We start from the raw sequence: 23,803 nt of genomic DNA, 5'->3' as shown, positions 1-23,803 counted from the left end.
AAAAATACACTCTTTTAGTTTTATAAAAACGATTAATTTAGTTTTTAATCAATTTCACACTTTCTGAACCATTGCTGGTTTGAATAGTTGCAAAATAGATTCCTTTATTTAGAGTTGACGCATCAAGCTCTACATTTTTAGCATTAGGGCTTAAGGTCATCACGCTTTTTCCAAGAACATCAAACACTTGTACTTGAGCAACCTCCTTTGAAGAATTAAGAGTCCATACATTAGTTGTTGGGTTTGGAAAAACTTTGAAATCAACTGCTGTAAATTGAGTATTATTAAGCGTTGTGTTATTATGCATATAAAGATTGTCATAAAAGACAGTTCCTAAACTAGAGGTAATAACAAATTGTACTAGATCATTTCTGTCTGCATTAGTAATTGCAGTAAAATCATCAAGCGGAATATCAACAGAATACCAAGTCCCAGGGTTTGGTGCTGTTAAGAAATTAGCGTTTGTTATTGAGTATTCAATAGCATTAGCTTCCCCATTTCCTCCATTCCAGTTGGAGAATTTTACATTAAAACTTTGATCTTCAGTGTCTGAAAACGTAAAAAAGTCTATATGAAACGTTGAAAACCCTGTGGCATCAAAACGTCCTGATTGAAAATCAACACCCTCACAACCAAGATTAACAACTTGCTTTGTTGCGTTACCATCAATCTCAATCTCTGTAGTAGATGCCGGACACCAATCTGTATCAAATGTATTGACTGAAATGTTCTCGTAAGCACCACTAAATATAGACACTACTTCTGCCGGATCTCTCGCAGGTGGCACCGGAGCCGCTACGCTAGGAAATTCCTCTCCAGGTATAACTTCGCCATTGGGTCCATCAACATCATCTACATAATAAGTGCCAGTTTGTTCACTCGCAAAATCTGGAAAGAAAACTATTTTAGTGTACTCTGCACTTAACCCTGGTCCAAAATCAACATTTATAGTTTGCCAGCCGGTCACATTGCTATTGAACTCTAACTCTACCTGTGCACCAGCCGGTCCTCCTTCAAATTTTAATAAATGTGTTCTCTCCTCATCACTTGCAGACCAAAATTCAAACGTAATAGTGTTGTTAGCATCATCGGATAAATCGATATAAGTGTCAAGTTCCATTATGGCCCCATCGTAAAAAATACCAGAACCAACTAATTCCAATACCATATTACCAGAATCAGTAGGATCTGTTACTACAGCTACGGAAGTTATATCAAATCCTGTCCAGGCGTCATCTTCGACGTCTTCAAAATCAAGCGGAAAGGATTGGCTAAATGTAAAAGTAGTAACCAGTAAAAAAGTGAGTAATGTAATTTTTTTCATGTTTGTTAAAGTTTAATTATTAATAATTGAATCTGAAATATTTAATTTTTCGATATTCACAAATATAATACTCATTTTTTGATAAATACGCAAAATATACCGCTACAAAATACATACATTCTCACAAATAATGATGATATCATCAATTTATAACGATCAGACCCTTATTTTTAAGGTCACGAGACGCTTTTCCATTAGAGTCTCATCATCAGTTTAATACAATATTGTATGGGTAATGTTGTAGTCAATTAGTAGTTTGTATAGTAAAACGAAAACGTTTTAGTTGAAAATTTCGTTTGATTTAGACTTAAAACTGCAAATCTTAGATTTTGTGATGATCTTAGTATTTCTTTTTTGATTCATAAAATCATGAGTTTTCTAAGTTAAAATGAGTTTAAAACTTCAATTTTTCATGTTTATCCCAAAGTCCCCAAAATGCGCCGACGTCGCCTTCGTCTCCGGTTTTCCAAGATTCATCAAAAGATGAAAAATAGAACACATCGATCTGATCATTTGAGGACCACTTTTGTGTGTTTATAAAATAACGCATTGCATTTTCCCCAGAAGACATTGCACCACCCAAACTCCCGCCTTCACTAGGCCAGCCTGTTTCTGTAATGATCACCTTTTTTCCTTTGGCTGCATCTATGGCTTGCGCATACATGTGTTGCATATGAGTAAGGGCATGATCGATATGGCAACTTTCCCAGTAGGGGTAGCAGTTGGCTAAAACCACATCACTCGCATCTACCAACTCTGGATGCACTGTAAATTCATAATACGCATCTACATACCCAACGGTCACGTTTGGAAGGGCTTCTTTTACGCGTTTGATGTATTCTAATAATTCTTCAAGCGTTAAATCATTTCTATAAAGCACTTCGTTACCTACAGCTGCAATATCGACGACACCGGCTTTACCTAATTCTATTAAACCCGCAATCTCTTTTTCATTATCGTCCTTATCACCGCTAAGCCAAGCTCCAACCAAAGTCTTCAATCCTTGTTGTTTTGCAATTCTAGGAATGTGTTCATTACCCTCTATACACGAAAAAGATCTCACCCATTTGGTGTAAGGCTTAATAATTTTAATGCGCCGTTCTACTTGAGCTTCTGTAATAGTATCTCCTGGTGTTTGGCCATCTTCATACATACTAAAGCAAAGACCATGCATCCCGTTTTTTAATGTGGCCCGCCAAAGATCTTTAAGCTCAGTTTCTGAATAATTACTAGTATCTATTCCTGCATGTTCTGAATAATCTACATGCTCTAAAACATAATCGTTAGCTCTTCTAAATGACATTGTTGTATGGGTTTAAATTTGAATATTATAGTCTTCCGCGTCTTTTTACCAATTCGGTCTTGATCTCTCTTGCGCGATCTTCATTTAGACTATATCTCCACATCACTATAATAGCAACACCTGCTGTAGCTGCTGGAATAATAATATCTGCGATTCTAAGATTAGTCATTGTTTCCGCTGTTTGTGTGACAGCGTCTTGATTAAAACCAACCAATTTAAGTACCAAACCTCCTAAAACCAATGCGAGCGCCTGTCCCAATTTGACCATCCACCAGTAGATCGCACCAAAGGTGCCCTCTTTTCGAGGCATCCCATTTTCTAATTCATCCAAATCACATACATCTGCCGTCATACTCATCATTAAGGTAAACAGACCTCCTAGACCAAATGCCATAAACGGGATTGGCATAAAGATTAACCAAGGATTATCAGGATCAAAGCCCCACCATTTTAGCACGTAACCAATTATAGAAATAAAGGTAGACACAATAAAAGCAGTTCTTTTGCCCCAAAGATCAGACATCCAAGAAATTATAGGGATCACTAAAAAAGCGGTCACCAAGGCTGTTACTGTTGAGAACCAAGCTGGCCAATTACCAGCGGCTCCATAATCTCCATCAAACATATAAAAGACGATTATAAAGAAGCTAAATGAGGCTACAAGTTGAAATCCATTAAATACTAAAAATGTAGCGCCACACAATTTCATAAATGGTTTGCTTTTAGAAACCTGTTTAATCCCTTCGCCCAAATCCTTGATATTTGACCAAAGCGTTTTAAAAGTGATTTTCTTTCGGTTTTCCATACGAGCAGAATCTATACCTCTACAGAAAATCGCTGGCAAAAGACCAAGCACAATACAGATCACACCAACAATTACCGAAAGTTTTCGAACACCATTAGCTTGAAGTGACTGCAATGTCATTTTTGCGGTTTCTTCGTCTCCAAGGCCTAACTGAGCAATTCTTGCAGTCTCTTCCGCAGAAATTGGTAAAATATCAGGTGATGCTATGATGACCCAAAACCAAGGGACAATCATCCAGGCTACTTGTCCTAACACTTGAGAAAATGCCATTAGCCGTGTACGCTCATTATAATCTGAGGTCATTTCGTACCCTAATCCAATGAGTGGCGTCGCGAACATGGTATTTCCTATTAAAAACACCATTGATAGTATTAAAAAGTACCAAAAATTGTAGTGCTGAGAGTTATCAGGATCTAACTGCCATAATACTGCAAATAAAACACCACTTAAAATAGCACCCACAAAAATATAGGGTCGTCTTCTACCAAAACGCGACTTCGTATTGTCTGATATAAAACCCATAATTGGATCTGTAATCGCATCAAAAATTCTTGGAAGTCCGCCAAGTAGCCCCGCCAAAAAGGGGTCCATACCAAAAGCAGTTAGCAAAAAGAACATAAATATGCCCAAGGATCCTGGCAGTAAATTGAGTACCAAATGCCCGGCACCAAATGAAAGTTTCTGGCCTAAGGGCACTCTATCTTCTAGCGGTGTGACTTCTTTTTTCATTTTAATGTATTTAGCAAGGAAGACTACTGTCCTCTAATTATTAGGAATGACTATGGTTTGAATTGCCTTTTGACTTATTTGTAATTGTACAGACTGTCCCTCTAATGATATTGTGAGTTGTTTGGGAGCTTCAGTTTCATTGAATACCACAACCACATAAGAGCCATCTGTATTTTTCGCTGCTGTAGCCATGAGTTGATCGTCAGAGCTTTCTAATCCTATTCTCACTGCTCCTGGTCTTATATACCTACTGAAATGTGACATGGTGTAAAAAATAGGCGTATAATACACCTCATCGGTTTCAGGATCTACAATTACCGGAGCTACACACCAGTTTTTAAACCAATTGGGACCACCCTGCTTATTGAGCACCATGTTCCAATCTACCCAACCATCAACCCAATTGTTAAGGCAGCCAATGATATCTCTTGCATATCGGTTTACCGGTGCATATTTTGGATGTAGATATTTTTCTTGCTCACTAGCCCAGTCCCATCCCCAATCTGTGGCTTCTTTTGACCAATACCATTGATCATCTTTCCATTTTGGAATTTCAGAATCTACGCAGGCTTCGGTTTGAATAAGGTATTTATCAGGCGCTGCGTTATGAGCATAATTTAAAGATTCTGGAAAATAATCATAAGTACTCGCGTACCAGTGCACGGCCGTACCATCGTAATATTTTGAAGATGCTTTATCGGCATACATCACATCAATCCAGTGCTTGAGTTCATCTCCCCTATTTTGGTCATAGCCTAGAATCTTGGCGTCATGGCCTTTTTCTTCTAATTTGGGGCCTAAATGGTGCTGCACAAAATTGGTCATCTCTTCTGCCGTAAAATGCATACTTTCCCAATTATTGGAATTGCCTAAAGGCTCATTTTCAACTGTAAATCCCCAGATTTCAATACCTTCAGCTTTATAAGCTTCCAGATATTTTGAAAAGAAAAGCGCCCAAGTGTCATAATATTTAGGCAATAGTTTTCCGCCAACATAGCTGTTGTTATCTTTCATCCACGGTGGAGCCGTCCATGGTGAGGTTATGATCTTAAATCCATCTTCGGAAATGGTCATGGCATCCTTAATCATCGGAATAAGATCATCTCGGTCTTCCTCTATGGAAAAATGCTCGAGATTGACATCGCCTTCTACCGGAGCATAAGAGTAATTAGAAAGCGAAAAATCACAAGAATTCATATGGGTTCTTGTCAAAGAATATCGCGCACCGTCTTTGCCAAAATAGGCTTCTAAAACCTCATTGCGTTTCGCTTCTGAAAGTTGATTGATCAAAGAGGCCGAGGCTTCCGTAAATGAACCGCCAAACCCCGTGATGGTCTGGAATTTTTGATCTGGATTTAGTTTAATGGAAACGGAGTCTCCTTCCGAAGAAAACTGTGTTACTTTCTCGAGTTTATTTCCACGTTCAGAAGTTTCAAATACTTCAAATTTCATTTGAGTTGATCCTATTTTTGAGTTCTCCTTACAATTTGTGACAACCATGAAGACAAGAATGGCAATAAGCGGTTTTGTAAGTCTCATATCTCTTTCCTTTTTTATGAATTGGTCGTCTATATCTAATGTGATCGCGATGCTATTTCTTGAACTGTAGGCGGAACCAAAACATCCTGCATGAGCTGTTCTTCATTACCGTTGTATGACTTGACTATCGGGTTTCCATTTCTGGTTAACCCCTCAAATCTGCCTTTATCTACCAAATCCCAAAGCACATATTTTGCTTCGCCGTTGATTTTAAAGAGTCCAAAATGATTTTCTGAGCCTCCAGGGTTTGCCGCATCTTTCCATTGCTCATTAAAGGCTTCAAAATAAAAACAAGAGATACCTGCGCTATCGGTCCATTCTCGCATATGTTGATAGTACAAGGCCTCTTTATATTCGTCACAGGCCTTAGAACCATTAGGACCATAAAATCCGTTAGAATGTGAAGCCCAACCCGTTTCTCCTATATGAATTGGTTTATTCACCCCAAGACTTTCCATGTAGTTCTTAACCCCATTATATTGTGAGATGGCGTAATTTTTAGCGCGCAGCATCGCCGCTTTTACCTTCTGCTTATCTGATAGGTTTTTTTCATATTTAGGAACACCCCAAAATGCAGGATTATAGTGCGTATCATGCATAGGATAGGTGTGCATCGAAATGAAATCGACCGCATGAATGAGCTTTGTTAAATCTTCAGTATGATACAAGGGATCTCCGCCACCCCATGAGGCAAAGTTATCTGAACTTGTAATCCATAAATCCCTGGGAAGTTTATCGTCCTTTTTGAGAGCCTGCAGATGGTTGACCCATTTTAAAATAACACTTGGTTGCACATAATAGGTTTCTGCCCATTTCACCATAGCCTCATTACCTACGGCTATAACCTTAACAATATCTGGATATTGGTTGGCTAGTGCTACGGCCTTTTCTATTTGAGGCTTATTGGCCTCACTCTCTACATTATGATCTGGAGCTTTGTCTGTCCACGCATTTTTACAATCGATCCATGCTCCCAACATCACATACATTTCAAAAGAAGGATCTTCCTTTTTTAATGCGGTTATCGCTTTTAAGATGTTTGTAGCCTCTGGTAAATGCACTTTATAATTACGTATGACCTTAATCCCCATAGCAGATAGTAATTTCATATCGTCTTTGAGTTCTTCTAATGTAGGCTCAACATCTAAGGTTTTCTCTCTGTAAGCGCCAAATGAAATGGCATGATAGTTTGGATTACCCAAGATATCCTTTGCGGTTATAGTTGATGGTTTTTTCACGATTTCTGGCTGGTTTTTGTCCTTGGCTTCTTCTTTACATGCCGCACAAAAGAGCATCGCCAAAAGCACAATAAGTGATGATTTTAAATACTTCATTTTTGATTGGTTTATGGACTGAAATAGAGTACGGCGTAAAAGACTCAATTTGATTTTAATTACAAATCTGCTTCGTTACGTATACTTTGACCTGTTTAATTTTATTGTTTCTTTTAAAAATATGAGCGCTTATGGCCTCGTCTAAGGTTAGGGTGTCAAAGGCTGTTGTTTCTGAATTTGAAAACGTAACCTCAACTCCTGTTGTATTGCCCAATTCATATATAACTGGTACTTGGCAATAGGTAAAGGCCAACATATTTGCTTCCAACTCTATATGGCGAGCGCTTTGAACAACATCTGTATAGTGATATACTTTAGGTGTTTTTAAAAATTCATCGGTTCTCAACAGACACGGATTGAAGCGTATCTGACCATTTTGAACAAATACGCCAAGCTCTCCAATTCGAGATAAGATGTCTTCCTTAACCTGCCCCGTCATCCCAGGTTGTTGTGCACCTTTTCCTGCGGGAGTATGAGAATAAGGATCGGTTGGGAAAGCCCCGTAAAGTTCTGGCGACTTATGTACCCCAATCCCTTCATTTATTTCGTAATAATGCTCTAACAATTTACCAATTACCTCATCACTTTCTTTGTCTTTAATAGCACCTAAGCACACTTCTTGCACTGCATATTGCAACTTAGATACCATGTGCCAGTAAATAGACCCCAGACCTTCGTAGCCATAAAATGTGCCCGATCTGCCTGTAAACGCTTTGTGATTAAACACCTTTTCAAAAGTGCTAAGAAGCAGCGGGGTTTCCTGTTCAACTAAATCGGAAAATTGAGAGGTTTTCAATTTGGCTAATGCCTGTTTCAGACTCTCGGCGTTGTTGAAATTTCCATTGAAATGATAATCACCGTGCACATCCTTTTCTACAATGGATGTGTTGCCATGATCTGTAAGTTGTTTTATCAATTGTGATTTGGAAACCGCTTCTTTAGGAATGGTGTTTTTTACCATAAACCCGGGGAGTTCCTTATTTGGATAGAGTAAATAACTGTATTGATCTGGACGAAATAATCTAGAGTTTTTCATGGCATTCAACACCTCTAAGGCTGTTTTAGAATCTAAATAACCGGAACTCAACACCGCTACCTGACCCTCTAACATTTCCTCTAAATAAGATATAGAAACGCTGTTGTCTGATGCTACAGTCATCAAATTGTAAGCGTGATATAACTTATCTTTTCTTTGATTGGCTTCAATTGAATGGTCCAAATAGTTTAAGCTTATTGTAATTAAAGCTTGAAGATCATCTAATTTTAGGGCTTGCTTTTTACCGGAAAACCCATTTTTATAAATCGCCAATCGGTAGTGACTGGCACTAGTTCCCAATTGATCTAAAACTGCTTTACGCTGCTTGTCATTGAAGGCACCGCTTAATAACGACTCATGCTCCTTAAATGCATCATGTACCCCGTTGAAAAACTCCAATAATTCTTCGGAAATATGAACATTTTGCACATCGGCATTAGACAAAATACTTTGAAAATAATGGAGAAAGCGCCTTAAATAATACAAGGTCACCATGGATACACCATTACCAACCAATGCGTTATTGGCGTCGTTCCATTCTGGCCTTTGGGTATTTAACCAAATCCCTCCTTCTGGAATAAAATTGGATAGCTTTGCCAATACTGTGGCTAATAACTTCTCAATAAAATTGACTTTATAGATGGAATGATCACGAGCTTTTAGAAGCGTACCATCTGCACCAAGCTGAAGACGCTCTGCCTCTATTTGTTTTTGAATATCTATATCAAAATCAATCGTGTCTTTTGGATTGCTCAAGATAGTATCATAAGCCTTAATTCTATAAGGCACATTGGCATAGACAAAGATAGAAGCATCAAAATAAGACTTCAATTTACCTGGCTTATGGTGTTCTATAAACTCAAGAAATTTGAGCAAATAAATAATTTGATGATCACCCCAATATCCTATGTAAGACCAAGGATCATCTGGCTCGATCGTTTCCCAATCAAAACCATCTTTTGTGACGCGATAAGGGTTATACCCATCAAAGGTACTCGCGTTTAAAAATTTATGGATCATACTTTCAATAAACTCTGGGTAAGCATGTGCTAGAGCCTCCCAGTTTTGAAAAATGTCCCTCCAATTCCCTTCGTAATCTAGAATTTTTGAACCATCCTCTTCATTTGTAGTGTTTATAGAAAACTTATTCCAAGGTCTACTAGGATCCCCATGTCTACGACTAAACTTTAATGGCATATATTCTAAACAAAGTCGTTTAAAATCTAAATCCTCACTTGAGCCTGCTGTGTCTTTTAGCTTTGATAAGTCAAAAGTTTCTGGGAGTGCATTTAAAATGTCTTTTACTTCAGTATAGACCTTCGTATTTGCTTTAGAGATGTATGTACTGAAGTCTTGTCTTTCAATTTGATAATTATGATCAAAAATGCCACCTCGCATGATATTGAACAAAGTGTTCGAGAAGTGTCTGGTATCTCTAAGATGGTCTGCCGTAAGCTGCATTGCATCTGCACCGGCATTTAATTTAATCAAGGTTTCTGTACCTTTTTCAATATCCGCCTTAACCTTCGAACCGAGGTGCTTATCGTTTTTTATCTCGTCTACGAGCGCTACGATTGCAGAATGATTTTGATTAACATTACCAATAATCATCCATTTCTTTTCAGAGTTTGCTGGTAAGCTCATTTCCGCATTAATAAAATAAGCACCTTTTTCTGCTTTAACATCCAGCTCTTGAGTGATAGGAAGCCCTTTTCTAAACTCGGAAATTTGTTTTGAGGAGACCAAATATTTAGCGTTCTCTAAGCCTAAAGACCATGCGATATTGGCTTTAAGCGCCTCACTAGGCTCTGCCTTATCAACTATAATGGCGCTCAATGCAAAAATGCCGAGACCTGCGTCTTTAACTAGTTCGCTACGTTTATAGGCATCTACAAGATTACTAACCCGCATTTGTGTTTCTGAAGGAACACCAAACGGCAAAATATTCTGTAAGCCATCTAGTACAGAAACCTGCTGCGCTGAGCTTGAGGTATTGATCAATGTGGCCGTTTTTACAAAACCGTAAGTATTGCTTGAACTCCATTGGTATCTGAAGGTGAGGTTGAGATCATGATTTTCTTCCTCGAAAATGACCTTATTTCCGAAGTTATTTTTATAGAGATTTCGCGTTTTCTTAAAAATGCCGGCATTGCGAATGGAAAAAGGTTCCCAGGTTTTCTTACCGTCTTCAGTGTCTACGATGAATACAGATTTACTACCCGTAACTTCAACAGATTCTGTGATCTTATCATCTGTATAATATGGAAAAAAGGCATACTCGCTATTTTTTCGACCGGCAGAGATACCGCCATTACTTGCAACAAATAACCAATGATTGGCATCACTCACAATGCTCATAAAAAATGGTCGTAATTGATCGCTATTAGTAATCTTGAAAAAGGATTCGTTATCAATGGTAACGCTTTTTAAATCTATTGACTTCTCACTTTGCATTGTCTAAATTGTTGTATTAATTGACCTTTCTTGTGTCTTTTTACAAAAAAAAATTTTGAAAAAAGGCCGAGCTATCTCGACCTTTTGAATAAATGAACTTGTAATATGTTAGTCTAATCTTAAATCATCTATATAATACACGCGCTCCTCGGTTGTAACATCGCCATCGGTACCATCTGGATTATCTGGCTTAATAACAAGTTGGTTATACACCGTAGGAGATCCAGATGGCGGCAGGTTTATAAAAGTAAACTCTAGTTCAACCCACTCATTAGCGCCTCCAGTTACTTGACGAAACTGTGGTGCTGGATTTCCTGTTACAGGAGTAGTCTGTGGATCTAATGCTATTTCAAACCTGTAAGTCACATCTGGAATGCTAGAATACACCTTAACCTTAAAGGTTTGCGTTGTAAAATCTATTGTACCTGCTGGAAAAGAGTTTTGGATACCTCCCCAACGATTGATACCGCTAGGCTTGATAATTTGCATTACGTAATCTGAAGTATTGATACCCGATTGTGAAGGGTTATCTACTAAGCTCGTAGTCACCGGTGTTGCATCACTACTAGAAAACGTACTTATAAACGACTCGCAGCCTTCAAAAGTAACTGGAAGTGATGTTGCAGCAACGGCATCACCGTCACATCCGCCGCCACCTCCACCAGTGCCACCACCTCCGCCGTCACCAAACAATGCGAGGTCATCGATGTAGTAGGTTTCTTGAGTACTAGTGCCTAATTCAAAGAACAATACAATCTTGTCATATTTATTAGAATCTTCTGGAACAAAATTAAAGGTTAATTCTTCCCACTGCATTCCACTTCCTGCCGATGTTGTAGCAAATACTTCCTTAAACGTTCCTGCTGCATTTTGATCTTCTAATTTTAGTAAAACTTCTGTTTCTCCTTGAGGAGCCCAAACCTTCATTTTAAAGCCAGAATTTGCATTAAAATCCAATTTAGCATCTAGTGTAATTTGATTATTTGCAAACATCGCGGCGCTAGTTCTATCGATCTGTCCTACTTTACAAGAGCTGTTTACTGAGTTGTCCACATCGGGATTATCGATCCAGGCAAATCCTGCACCATCAGATTCGATGCTTGCGGTTGGATCATTCTGGAACGTAAGGTTAAAATCTGCTGCGTTAAGTGATTGTGTGGTTTCTGGCACACAATTAGGGCCAACTACAACAAAAGCTTGTTCAATATCATCTAAGTAAAATGTTCCTGCTGTGGCTCCCGGACCGTCAACAAACAATGTTAATCTTGAATAACTAGATGAAGAAGTATAGGTAAAAATTAATTCTTCCCAACCTGTACCACCATGACTGGCTGTCGTTTCTGCGTCGGAACCCGTTCCTTCTTCAAGTTTTAAAAGCACATCTATTGGCGACTGAGACCAAAATTTCATTTTTACTGAGTTATCATCACTCAAATTAAGTGAGGTATCTAAATCAAAAAACAATCCTTCAAAGGCTGCGCCACTGTTAACAATCTCACCTACGTTTGATGCCACATCATTAACTCCAGAAAGATCTGGATTTTCAACTACACTAAATGAAACACCTCCAAAAGTCGTGGCATTGTAAGATACCTGCGGATTATCAAAAGTGATAGGCAACGTTATTGGCTCAGGAATTTGAATGGAGATCGTATCTTCATAACTATCTGAAGCTCCTGCAGCATTTTCTGCTGTCAATACTATGGTATAAGTCCCTGTTGAATACATTTTGACGGGATTGATTTGAGAAGACGTTGTACCATCTCCAAAATCCCAAGAATACGTATCGGCATTACTGGATGCATTGATAAATGTTACCACACCACTCTCTTGATCTATAGTGTGCGTAAATACCGCTTCTATTTGAGGAAGCAAGGCGTCATCATCCTCACACCCACAAAAAGCCAATGCAAAGATTAGCAAACCTATTATTCTAATTCCTTTAATCATTTTTTTATATTTTAATTTATAACTTATTAATTCCATCCTCTCTAATGTTCAAATATCTAAGGATTCCCTTTTAAGGGGTGTTTTTTTGATCTTGCTATTTTTGATAAACACGCACATAATCAATGAGCATGGTTTGTGGAAACTCTGTATCATCGGTTGGGTTTCCAACAAAATCACCGCCTATAGCCAAATTGAGGAGCATATAGAAAGGGCGATCGTTAAAGACCCATTCTCCAGAAACATCTTCTGGAGTAATTTGATTGTAAAGCACATCATCAACATAGTAGTTGATGTAATCTGGTCCCCACTCTATACCAAAAACATGAAAGCCCGTATCAAACCTGTCGCCATTAAGCGTGTATGATTTTGATTCTGCATTACCTGCCGAGTAGCCTGGACCATGAACACTTCCCGTGATCAAGGTTGGTTCTTGCCCACGATTTTCCATGATATCGATTTCTCCAATTTGCGGCCATTCTGCACCATCGCTATCATCACCCAACATCCAAAACGCTGGCCACATGCCTTGCCCATAAGGCAATCGAATTCGTGCTTCAAAACGCCCATATTTTTGCTGAAATTTACCCTTAGTCTTCAAACGTGCTGATGTGTAAGATGAATTCTCAAAAGCTTCTTGTCTAGCTGTAATTAATAAAAATCCGTTTTCAACTTTTACATTTTCAGTTCTGTCGGTGTAGTATTGCAGTTCATTATTGCCCCATCTGTCCAAACCTTGATCTTCTCCTGTTCCAATATCAAAGGCCCATAGATTAGAATCTGGAGCGCCATCAATATCAAAATTATCCTCAAGGACCAGATTATCAAAAGTGGTCACCGTCTGTGTGTCATCTGTATTGCAACTCACGATAATTAAGGACATTGAAAACATCCAAAAAAGAACAAAAGGATTAATTTTATCGTTATATCTAACTTTCATAAATTATCAATTTTTATAGCTTAAAATCAGTTATTATTCCCTGTAATAATAAATATTATCAACGAAAATATTTTGTAATGTTCCACCCGATTCAAAAAAGAGAAGTCCTATTTGAGAAGTATCAGAAAGATTGAAATCTTCGATTGGAATATCAAAACTTTGCCATACATCTTGTTCAAAATTACCTGAGTTAAATTGAACGAAGCCTGAAGTTTCATTATTAGTTTGAACGCCATTCAATAATCTTATCAAAATGAAGTCTCCACCTTGTACTGCTTCGTTTGGTTTAATATCTATATGCAAATGTGTCATTTCAGAAATATCAATTGGAGACACGTTGAGAAAAGTGCCTATACCAACAAAGTTCAAAGATGTATAATTGATGATATTATCTTCCGAAATATCTAAAGGCGGTTCTCCTCCTTCTGTAGTTTGACCGTCTCCATTAAAAAACCCATTATAATAATCCACAGGCACGTTATTATAGGCGTCGCTAAAGACGGATACAACATCTTCTGGATTTCTACTTGGAGGAATAGGAGCGAAATCAAAACCGCCTTCCACATTTAGCTGAATCGAACCTTCAGCTTCCACTCCATTAATCATTGCCGTTATTGTTGCTGAACCTATACCAATAATTGATATTACACCAGATTCATCAACTATTGCAACATCAGTATTTGAAGACTGAAAATTAAAAAAAACGGGTTGAGTGCTCACAGTGATATTTTCTCCACTAGCTGAATTATAAGTTTGGCTGAGCCCAGTAACTGAAGTAGAAATACCCAAAAATCCTGGCTGCTCTAAATCAATACCGCCAAATATTCTCGGTTGTGGCTGAGCTAAAGTCCCTAATCTCTCAAACTTTACTTCATCTAGCCAAAATACATATCCGCCCTCATCATCCGCGTTTGTTGCTCCCTCTGCAATCCAAAGTAAGCCAGAGACATTAATAAGCTTAGAGGGATCAGGTATTGGTATAATATATTTTTTCCAACTTGTACTTATTGCCACATTATTTAAAGTAGTTTGATATCTATCACTATTCTCACCATCAATACCAAATCCTATCTCGTTTATGGTTGCAGCCTGTGATGCTTTTGCATAAAAAGTAAGTGCATCAAAGCCCGAAAGGTTTCTTTTGACGGTTGTATTGAAAGTTGCACCAACAAATCCGTTACCAAACGAAGGCACATCAAAACGCATTGCGGCATCACCTTCGTAAACCTCATCGGTAACAACAGTAAAAGCCTCTGGATCGGCACCTTCCCCAACAAATGGGAAATAATCTAATCCTGCTGAAAATGAATCTGTAAACACATCTCCATTATTTGGAAATTCAGCAAAGACGGCTTCATCGGTTAAGTCTCTTTCGCAGCCAGTAATGATCAAAAACAGAAATAAGATTGACCAGTTATTTTTTGAGAATATATTTTTTATTTTATTCATGATATTTTTATTATTTGCCAATATTGATATGCACGTACGTTCTTATTTCCCACTCATCTCCGTTAGGAAAACCAACAGGACTAACAATTGGTACATTATCAAACCCGTTGGGGTCTAAAGCATTTGGTGCGTATCGTGGAGAAAATTGATTTAATGAACGCCAAGTTCCTCTAATACCAATCGTGGTACTCGGTAAAACGAACCAATCTGGCTTTCCTAAAGATGTTGAAAAATCTAACATGAGCTGAAGCGGAAACGTTAAGTTGAAATCACGATGGTAATCAAAAGGTCCCCAATCGTTTACTTTCACATGAGTTTCTACTTTCATTTTCTTATAGATCGCTCTAACGTTTCCTCCAAAGCGTTTTATTAATCGTTGACTATCTCCATTAGCCTGACCATTTCCGTAGTAGAAATTACCTATTAATCCTAAATCTGGAGTGAGCTTAGAGACCATTCTAGAATGAATTTCCCAAAGGTCTTCTGCCGGTGCAGAATTAGGAAAAGCAAAAAACGTACGATCTGCCTGAAAACCGATAGCACCATCTTGCGTGGTTGGCAGATGACGGAAAACAAAACCTAAATTCATGGCGAACTCTGCATCTTCTGATCGGTCATTATCCCATTGATACATCCATGTCCCAGGAGTAGGATCATATGTAAAAAGAATCTCTCCTGCAGTGGTTTCTCTATTACCACCTCTAACGGCGAATGGATCATCAATAACATTTCTCAATCTGCCCGGAGCATTGACCCCATTTGGCATTGGATCAACCAATGGTTTTTGCCACATAAAGTTTGGAGCAATTTGAAAGTTTGAAAACGAATACGTAAATCCTGCTAAGACATTATTGAGGTTTCCACTTCCAGAGTCCTTTAACTTCCAACCGGTGAAAGTTTGGGTGGCATCTGCTCCTCCATTTGCCACTAAACCCATAACAGCACCTTGGGCATAGGCATTAAATCGACCACCTTCATAGGTAACTTTAGCTTTTGCTCCCCAGTTATCATTACTTTCTACTTTATCTACATAAACGACCCCATCTTTAACATCTTGAAAAGAACTTCCGTTTAATGGGCTTCCACTCCAAATACCGCCAAGAGTTATTCCAAAATCACCAAGTTCACGCTCTACAGCAATGGTTGCTCTCTCTGTTGGATACGCTGGAATGATACCACTTCGCAGCTGGTTTTGATCTAGAACACGACGACCACTTTCGTCAAATCGCAGCTCCGTCTCAACGTCCCTATGATAAATCCCTGTAATATCATAATTACCAAGACTTTTTTGATATTTAAATAACATGGTTGGATTTGCACCCCACCATAATTGCGGACCAAAGGCCGCCTTTAAACCATCAAAAGCACCTTTCCCATCCATCTCTATACCTAGAATTTCTCCTCCGTATATGTCTAGATTAGGACCATAATTAGCCTCTGGATAAAGACCGAAAAAATCCCCTTCATATTGCCAATGGTAATGACTTGTTCTATAAAATCCACGAAGGTCAAAATCCTTTGCATTCCATTCAAATTCCGCTTGATAGAGGTTTACCTTATTGACATCTCCCAAAACAACGTCACCGTCATCTGAATTAACAGTTAATGGTCTTGATCTATTTTCGTAGAAAATTTCATCTATTGGGTTTTGAGCTACATTTCCAACTACGTTAAAATTAACTTCTGCCCTTACATTGGGAGCGGGGTTTCCTTCTACACCAATAAAGTAAGATTGCATATGATCAAAACCCAACTGGTTAGGAAATACATTACCATCGGGTTCTGGAGTTTCTGGGGTTGTAATGAGGCTTCCTCCCGTATTGAACGTTGTGAATTTTGCTGTCAATTGACTTAATCTTATTTTTTGGTCATTACCGCCTAAGGCCGCTTTATCTCCTCTAGCTCTCAAAACCGCATCGACCAATTGAATATTATTGAAATAATTAGTAACAAAATCCCCTGTCATATCCGTATCGTAAGGATTAAGCTGATGGGCTTCTTTTAAAGCATAATAAGCAGCACGTGGATAGAGCTCATAAAGACCACGCTCGTTCGTTGGGCCTTTGGCACAAATCCCAAACCACTCCTCATTCATGTTGTTACGTCCTGGGACATAGTCTTTAAGATAACCTCCGTTTGCCCAGGATGCATTATTATCATGAATATCTGCATTTTCCCTGTCGTCAAAACCATATTTCCACCAGCCATCGCTAAATTGAAATGTAAAGCCACCGATGGATACTCCTGTTTTTCCTAATCCTGAAGCATTTTGGTAAATTTCTTTCCAGTTTTCTACCATGTAATACGCTTGTGCTTTCTGATCTTCTCTATTTTCCTTAGCATTAAAAGCATCTGCACCAAACTCTGTAAACAAGACCGGCATATCTAATTTTTCTTTTACCACATCAAACATGTCTGTAAATGAGACACCTCGATACGTATTGGTTCCGTAGATATCTACGTCTTTACACTCTTCTGCTACAATATCTATAAAAAGAACATCGCCGTTACAAATGGCTACAGGATGCGAACCGTCTATAGCTTTCATTGCTTTTGCTGCATCATTCATTAAACGATACATGGGACGCCCGCGCTTTTCACCAATAAATTTCTTTTCTTCCTCATCATCTGGGAAATCTTCGGTTTCTGCCCCTTGCCAAAAAAGTCCGTAGTTATTTTCATTTCCCAATAAATACAACAACAATCCTGGCGTATCTTTATATTCATTAACCAAATTGTTGACTTCATCCATTAAATGTTCTTGGGTTGCGGCATCATCATAAATGGTAACAGGCGTCCAAACACCGTCTAGAGTAAGTCCGTATCTTCCAAACGGATGATTTAACATGGTGTAGATGCCATAATTTTTGTAGATGTACTCAATCCATCTTGCAGGCACACCCGTGTACTGTCTAATGACATTAACCCCCATATTCTTAAGCAAAGACATTTCAGAATCTAGGCCCGCCTTAATAATATCATCAGATTTTTTCCAAAAATTGGCGTCCACTGTATTGGTACCAATTGGAATATAATCCCAGTTCATACCATTGACCATAAACGCTTCTCCATTGACCATTAAAGTCATTCCATCTTGGTCATTTCTCACATAAACCTTTTCGTTTTGGGAAAAAGACATTGCAGAAAACAACAAGAACATGAAAAGGAAGCCTTGCTTTTTTATTATTCTATTCATTCAAATAAAAATTTAACATTAATTGAAAACTGATTGCTAACTCGATTGATATGCTTCTCTTTATCAAAATCTATGGTGAATCTGATTAAAAGGATCAAGCTGTAACTTGTAGGTATAATTTGGGAATGATAAATCTAGGCGAAATCTATTTCAATATAATAAATTTCACCCCAACAAATAGCATACATCTCAATAAAACCGTTTAAAAATTAGGAAATCGATAATTATTATCAGGTTTTACGGCGCTGTTAGCAATTAAAAATTATTGAACGAAAACGTTGTAATAGAGGATTTAAGCTATTTTGTATGGGTAATGTATAGGACTAAAAAGGAATTGTATGGTATTTACATCTCTAAAATATAGTTGGTAAGACTCGCTTCATGCGGTAAATTCATTTTTTTACGCAATCGATACCGTTTCACCTCTACACTTCTAGGAGAGATATTGAGAAGTGGGGCAATTTCTTTTGAAGTAAGGTTTAAGCGTAAATAGGCACATAACTTCAGATCGTTAGGCGTCAATTTAGGATGTATAGATTTCACCTTTTTCAGAAAGTCCTTATCGGCGTTATTGAAGGCCTCTTGAAAGAATTTCCAATCATCGGTATTGTTGATATTCTTATCAATAATTTTGACAACAGACTTTAAGCCTTTTTCTGTTTCCGAAGATTTCAGCTCATCTTTGATACTATTCAAAAATTCGTTTTTCTTAATTAAGCTCATTGTAGAGATCGCTAATTCCCTATTTTTATTCTCGATATCTTGTTGCAGACTCTCATTTTTTAACTGCATCAATTGTTGCTCTGTCTCAAGTTCCTTTAACTCTAGGTCTCGTTTATTCGCTAAAATTAATTTTTCTTTCTGTTTTTTATAATAGCTTTTATAGACATTATGCATAAAAACTGAAAACAACACCACAATAAGCAAGTACATTGCTATGGCAAGATTGGTGGCATACCAAGGTTTCTGGATATTAAATGTAAAGGATGCGATGTTCTTGGACTCTGTATTTCCAACTTTAGAACGTACTTGAAAATCGTACGCACCAGAAGGTAAATTTTCAAATAAAGTATTGGACTGTGTTGACCAATTGCTCCATTCATTGTAGATACCATCAAGTTTATATTTATACTTTGTTTGAACAAACTTTTTATACTCAGGCACACTGTATGAAAACTTTATATTATTATAGCCGTTCTCTAATTCAACAGATTCATTCTTACTGATAGTTCGCCGATTAGAATGAAGCGAATAATTTTCTATGGTATTTATGGAAACTTCATAATCATTAGTCTGTACCTTATTAAGGTCCATGATAATATACCCGGTAGAGGTTCCTAGCAAATAGCGCTCCCCTCCAAGGTTCAAGATGTTTTCATAACCGATCATCATCTTTCTTACTGAATTGGGAAACGGAATATGAGTCACTTTTGGCGTAATGGTCATTTGACCTTGTGACACATAAGACACATCATTCTCGGTAAATCCCCAGAGCCAATGCTTTAATGAATCTTTAATTAATTTCCCTGACAGATAGCTCTTACTATCATAAAATTGACTCAGAATGGAATCTTTCTTAAATCGATCTTCGGAAACATCATACTTAAAAACACCTTGTTTATAGGCATAAATGATATCTGCTCCATATTTTAAAAGCGATGAGTTCAAGCCCTTACCTAGTGAGGTATCCCTTTCAACTTCCAATACCTTTGTAAGCGCCTGATTTAATTGCAGTTTATAAACCCCCTTATATTCATGATTTACAAAAACACGGGCTTCTTTTGAAATGCCAAAATACTTAGATGAAATATTAAAACCGTCTACCTTGTTACGTAAAGTCCATTTATTATTATTTCTTTCCAAAACACTTAAACCATAGTAGTTCCCTTGCAACAAAAGATTTGGCTGACCTTCAATTTCTTGAATGTCCCAAGTACCTTGATCAAAACTGATTTGCTCTAGTTCCTTATTCTTCAGTACAAAAGTCCCAAGATTGTGACCTATAAATAATTGATTATCATAAGTTTTCAAAGTCCAAACCTGACCTCGGGTTCCGTCTACCAAAGCAAAGTCATCATTTGATTCAAAAGTTCTATAGAACAACCCTTGATTGGTACCAAGATATAACAGCCCGTCATGAACAATGGCAGCGTAAACCGTACCGAGGGATCCGTTATCATCTTGAAAAATTCTAAATGGCGAGTTTGTATTTAAACAATTAATACCATTGTCTAATCCCAACCAAATATTCTGTTCAACGTCTTCAAAAAGGGACAACACAGTATTATTACTCAATCCAGTAGATTGGTTTATGGTATAATCTATGCTGCCTGTTTCAGTTAAAACAATCACGCCATTAGATATGGTACCAAGTGCTAAGCGTTGATCTTGCAGTTTTATACTATTATATACACTTACCGTATTTAATTTTTTATTAGCGGGAATATCCCATTTTGAAGTTTCACCTTCTACATATGTGAAGAACCCTTGATCTTGAGTTTCAATCAAAAGGCCTTGATCCTTCTTAAAAATATTAACTAGTGTATTACGGCTTAAAACAGGATCATCGGTTAACAATCGTTCTTTACCATTGACAATTTGATAGATCCCATCATTTAGCTTCTGAAAATAAACAACGCCATCCACCTCTATCATTTTGGTCAACATTGTTTTAGAATCAATTGTTGAGAACTGTTGATCTCTTGAATTGTAGATGTAAATTCTATTGAAAGACTGAAATAACACCCACTCATTAAAGGATATGATATTCCAAAACTGCTCATCGGTAATCAAGCTTTCTGTAATATCCTTAGATAAGGAAGTGTAATGTAGTTTGTTGTAGTTATCATGTTGCCAGTAACCAAACTCCATGTAACACCCTGTGTAAATCTTATCACCCACCACGTGAACCGATCTAAGAATGGTTTCGTTTGGAGAGGGGTACAATTGCCAATTAGCGCCATTAAATTCAAGTAGGCCTTTATTATTAGCAACATAAATAAATTTATTGGGCGCTTGTGAAATCGCCCAATTTTGATTTTCTCCTCTATAATCCTCAGTAGAATATGAAGCAATAGGAGGGAGCTCCTGTGCCCAGATGAGACAGGAAATAAGTAAACATATGCTGGATAAAATCCTAAGTTTTAATTTCAATTAGCGAAATAAATATAAATTGCTATTACAATAATACAAATAATCAATCCAACAACCTTGGTGTGTTTCCATGGTGTAATATCCACTTGCTTTGTAAACTCGAGTACAAAAGGTTCTTTTCTAGGATAAAACTTACCAATAATCAACATGATAATAATATTTGCCACAAATAGTATGGCCATGATATGTAAAAAGTGCGGATAAGCATCTGCCTCAATAATTCTTAAGGCCTGCGGGTCTGTGATCCCTGCTGCCTTAGCTTCTTCAAGTGCTGCTGCAACTCGACTTGGACCAATCCAAAATTGACTTATAATGTATAAGATAGAACCTGAGATAATCCCTATTTTTGCAGCAATAGCAGGGACTCTCTTAGTGGTATAGCCCACAACAATAATGGTGAAAATAGGAATACTGTAAATACCATTGATCTGCTGTAAATAGTTAAATAAACTTCCCGCATTTGCTATCAGTGGCGCAATAAACATGGCTGCAATGGCCAAACAAACTCCAAATATTTTACCATACTTAACGATGACCTTTTCTGGTGCTTCTTTATTGATGTGTTGTTTGTAGATGTCAATCCCAAATAAGGTCACGGAACTGTTCAAAACACTATTGAATGAACTAAGAATCGCCCCGAATAGCACGGCTGCAAAGAAACCAACGAGCGGCTTAGGCAAAACGGCACGCACCAACTCAGGATAAGCCAAATCACTAGAAACCAATTCATTATTAAAATAATGGTAAGCAATTATACCTGGCAAAACTAAAATTACCGGTCCTAATATTTTTAAAAATGACGCCAACAACAATCCTTTTTGTCCTTCGGCCAAACTTTTAGCACCCAAAGCGCGCTGTATGATCTGTTGGTTGGTTCCCCAATAAAATAACTGCACCAACATCATACCCGTAAAAATAGTCGCGAAAGGCACTTCTTGCCAGCTTTCTCCTGTAGAATCAAAGCGTTCTGGATTGGCCTCATACAAGATACTTAGTCCGTCAAGCGCATTACCATCACCAATAGCCATTAAACCAAATACTGGGATCAATACCCCTCCAATTAATAATCCTATAGCATTTATAGAATCTGATACTGCAACTGCTTTTAATCCGCCAAAAACGGCATAGATAGATCCAATAATACCAATTCCCCAAATACAAATCACCAAGGCTGTGGTATTAGAGACCCCTAATAGAGTAGGCACATCAAACATTCCGCTTATGGCAACAGATCCTGAGTACAGAATAACAGGAAGCAAAACCACCACGTAGCCCGTTAAGAACAAACCTGAGGTTATGGTTTTTGTAGTGGTATCAAATCGTTTTGCCAAGAATTGCGGCACTGTTGTTAATCCTCCCTTTAGATATCTCGGCAACAGAAATACGGCGGTAACCACAATGGCAATTGCGGCCAATGTTTCCCATGCCATAACTGATAATCCGTCCCTGTAAGCACTTCCGTTAAGACCAACAATTTGTTCTGTAGACAAATTGGTAAGCAAGAGCGAACCGGCAATTACTCCTGCCGTTAGGCTTCTTCCGCCCAAAAAATAGCCGTCTGAGGACGTTTCATCGGTGGTTCGTGTAGCAAAATAAGATATGATTGCTACTAGAAGTGTAAAGCCTACAAAGGAAATAATACCTATCATAATTTATGAGATTTTTAAAATCTACGCCTAAAATAAAGTAAATCAATAAGAATTTTAGCGTTTTTTTCTAGTTAATAAATGTGTTGGGAATAAACTCCTATCTTTTAATTGTTTATTTTAAACTCAACATATACTGGCAAGTGGTCTGAAGGATATTTTAAATCCCAAGAGTCACTTAAAACCGCATATTTTTCTACGGAAATTTTCGACTTTGACACAAAGACATAATCAATCCGTCTGGTAACGGACTGATCAAAATTGAAGCCATTCCAAGTGCCTTCTGGTCCAAAACTTAAATCAGAAACCGCTTTGGAGTCGTCCAGTTCTTCTGTTATAAGGGCAATATTTTTGGTATTTGGCTCGAGATTGAAATCTCCTGTTAGCACTACCGGAAGGTTCTCGACATTCAACTCTTTAATTTTCCGAAGTATCAAATGAACGCTCTCCATTCTAGCAACTTCTCCAACATGATCAAAATGCGTATTGAATACCCAAAATTTCTGATTGGTCACATTGTTTTTAAAAAGACCGTAAGTACATACTCTATTGCAAACGGCATCCCAACCCATTCCAACCGTACTTGGTGTTTCAGACAACCAAAAAGTACCATTTTCAAGAACTTCAGAGGTTTCCGTATTATAAAAAATCGCGGAATATTCGCCTTCATCATCACCATCATCTCGACCAACACCAATAAAACTGTATTTTGGAAGCAAACGATCTATGTCTTTCATTTGATTTGGCAGGGCTTCTTGCACGCCCATGATATCAGGAGCATGAAATTTGATCTGGTTCATCATAAAATCCTGACGGTTATTCCAGCTGTTTTTACCCTCCTTAGGATAATCTAATTTAATGTTGTAAGTCATCACAGAAATGTTTTGACCGGATACCAAAGACACAAACATTAAGGCAACTATTGCTAATTTATTCATAGTAATTAAT

Annotated in this window: 13 protein-coding genes; all 13 read right to left on the bottom strand. The window is 37.8% G+C overall.

Translation table 11 applies throughout. From position 1 onward, the window contains the following. Window positions 1–37: 37 nt before the first annotated feature. Window positions 38–1,324, bottom strand: coding sequence for a T9SS type A sorting domain-containing protein (locus P176_RS20085; protein WP_051605513.1), 1,287 nt, complete (start codon window positions 1,322–1,324; stop codon window positions 38–40). A 394-nt stretch (window positions 1,325–1,718) separates the two neighbouring features. Continuing rightward, entirely contained in the window at window positions 1,719–2,627 is a 909-nt protein-coding gene (locus tag P176_RS0114245; protein ID WP_026755333.1) for a glycosyl hydrolase family 17 protein, read from the bottom strand. A 25-nt stretch (window positions 2,628–2,652) separates the two neighbouring features. After that, window positions 2,653–4,161: an MFS transporter gene (locus tag P176_RS0114240; RefSeq protein ID WP_026755332.1), complete on the bottom strand. Its 1,509-nt coding sequence runs from the start codon at window positions 4,159–4,161 to the stop codon at window positions 2,653–2,655. A gap of 33 nt (window positions 4,162–4,194) precedes the next feature. Further along, window positions 4,195–5,700: a glycoside hydrolase family 30 beta sandwich domain-containing protein gene (locus P176_RS0114235; RefSeq protein WP_026755331.1), complete on the bottom strand. Its 1,506-nt coding sequence runs from the start codon at window positions 5,698–5,700 to the stop codon at window positions 4,195–4,197. Between the two features lie 35 nt (window positions 5,701–5,735). Further along, a complete protein-coding gene (locus P176_RS19545; protein ID WP_037348957.1) occupies window positions 5,736–7,034 on the bottom strand; it encodes a glycosyl hydrolase family 17 protein in 1,299 nt (432 codons plus the stop codon). 55 nt (window positions 7,035–7,089) lie between these two features. Then, complete coding sequence (locus P176_RS0114225) at window positions 7,090–10,524, bottom strand: hypothetical protein (protein ID WP_026755330.1); 3,435 nt, start codon at window positions 10,522–10,524, stop codon at window positions 7,090–7,092. 108 nt (window positions 10,525–10,632) lie between these two features. After that, window positions 10,633–12,474 carry a PKD domain-containing protein gene (locus tag P176_RS20080; protein WP_197022172.1) on the bottom strand — a complete coding sequence of 614 codons (1,842 nt, stop codon included), beginning with the start codon at window positions 12,472–12,474 and terminating at the stop codon, window positions 10,633–10,635. 94 nt (window positions 12,475–12,568) lie between these two features. After that, window positions 12,569–13,411, bottom strand: a complete 843-nt coding sequence (locus tag P176_RS0114215) for a family 16 glycosylhydrolase (RefSeq protein ID WP_026755329.1) — start codon at window positions 13,409–13,411, stop codon at window positions 12,569–12,571. A 33-nt stretch (window positions 13,412–13,444) separates the two neighbouring features. Then, entirely contained in the window at window positions 13,445–14,860 is a 1,416-nt protein-coding gene (locus P176_RS0114210) for a carbohydrate binding domain-containing protein (protein WP_051605511.1), read from the bottom strand. Window positions 14,861–14,870: 10 nt separating this feature from the next. Next, the gene (locus tag P176_RS0114205) at window positions 14,871–18,056 is read right to left on the bottom strand and encodes a glycoside hydrolase family 2 TIM barrel-domain containing protein (protein ID WP_231481260.1); all 3,186 of its coding nucleotides are present in this window, start codon (window positions 18,054–18,056) and stop codon (window positions 14,871–14,873) included. 345 nt (window positions 18,057–18,401) lie between these two features. Then, window positions 18,402–21,209, bottom strand: coding sequence for a triple tyrosine motif-containing protein (locus tag P176_RS0114200; protein WP_037348956.1), 2,808 nt, complete (start codon window positions 21,207–21,209; stop codon window positions 18,402–18,404). Beyond that, window positions 21,206–22,858, bottom strand: a complete 1,653-nt coding sequence (locus P176_RS0114195; protein ID WP_026755325.1) for a solute:sodium symporter family transporter — start codon at window positions 22,856–22,858, stop codon at window positions 21,206–21,208. Before P176_RS0114195 ends, P176_RS0114200 begins: the two co-directional genes overlap by 4 nt. 104 nt (window positions 22,859–22,962) lie before the next feature. Beyond that, on the bottom strand, window positions 22,963–23,793 hold the full coding sequence (locus tag P176_RS0114190; protein WP_026755324.1) for an endonuclease/exonuclease/phosphatase family protein: 831 nt from the start codon (window positions 23,791–23,793) through the stop codon (window positions 22,963–22,965). Window positions 23,794–23,803: the final 10 nt, after the last annotated feature.

The organism is Sediminibacter sp. Hel_I_10, assembly GCF_000688335.1.
In the GTDB taxonomy this organism is placed as follows: domain Bacteria; phylum Bacteroidota; class Bacteroidia; order Flavobacteriales; family Flavobacteriaceae; genus Psychroserpens.
The sequence above is the reverse complement of the archived record's forward strand: the minus strand, read 5'-3'. Positions and strand labels throughout refer to the sequence as shown.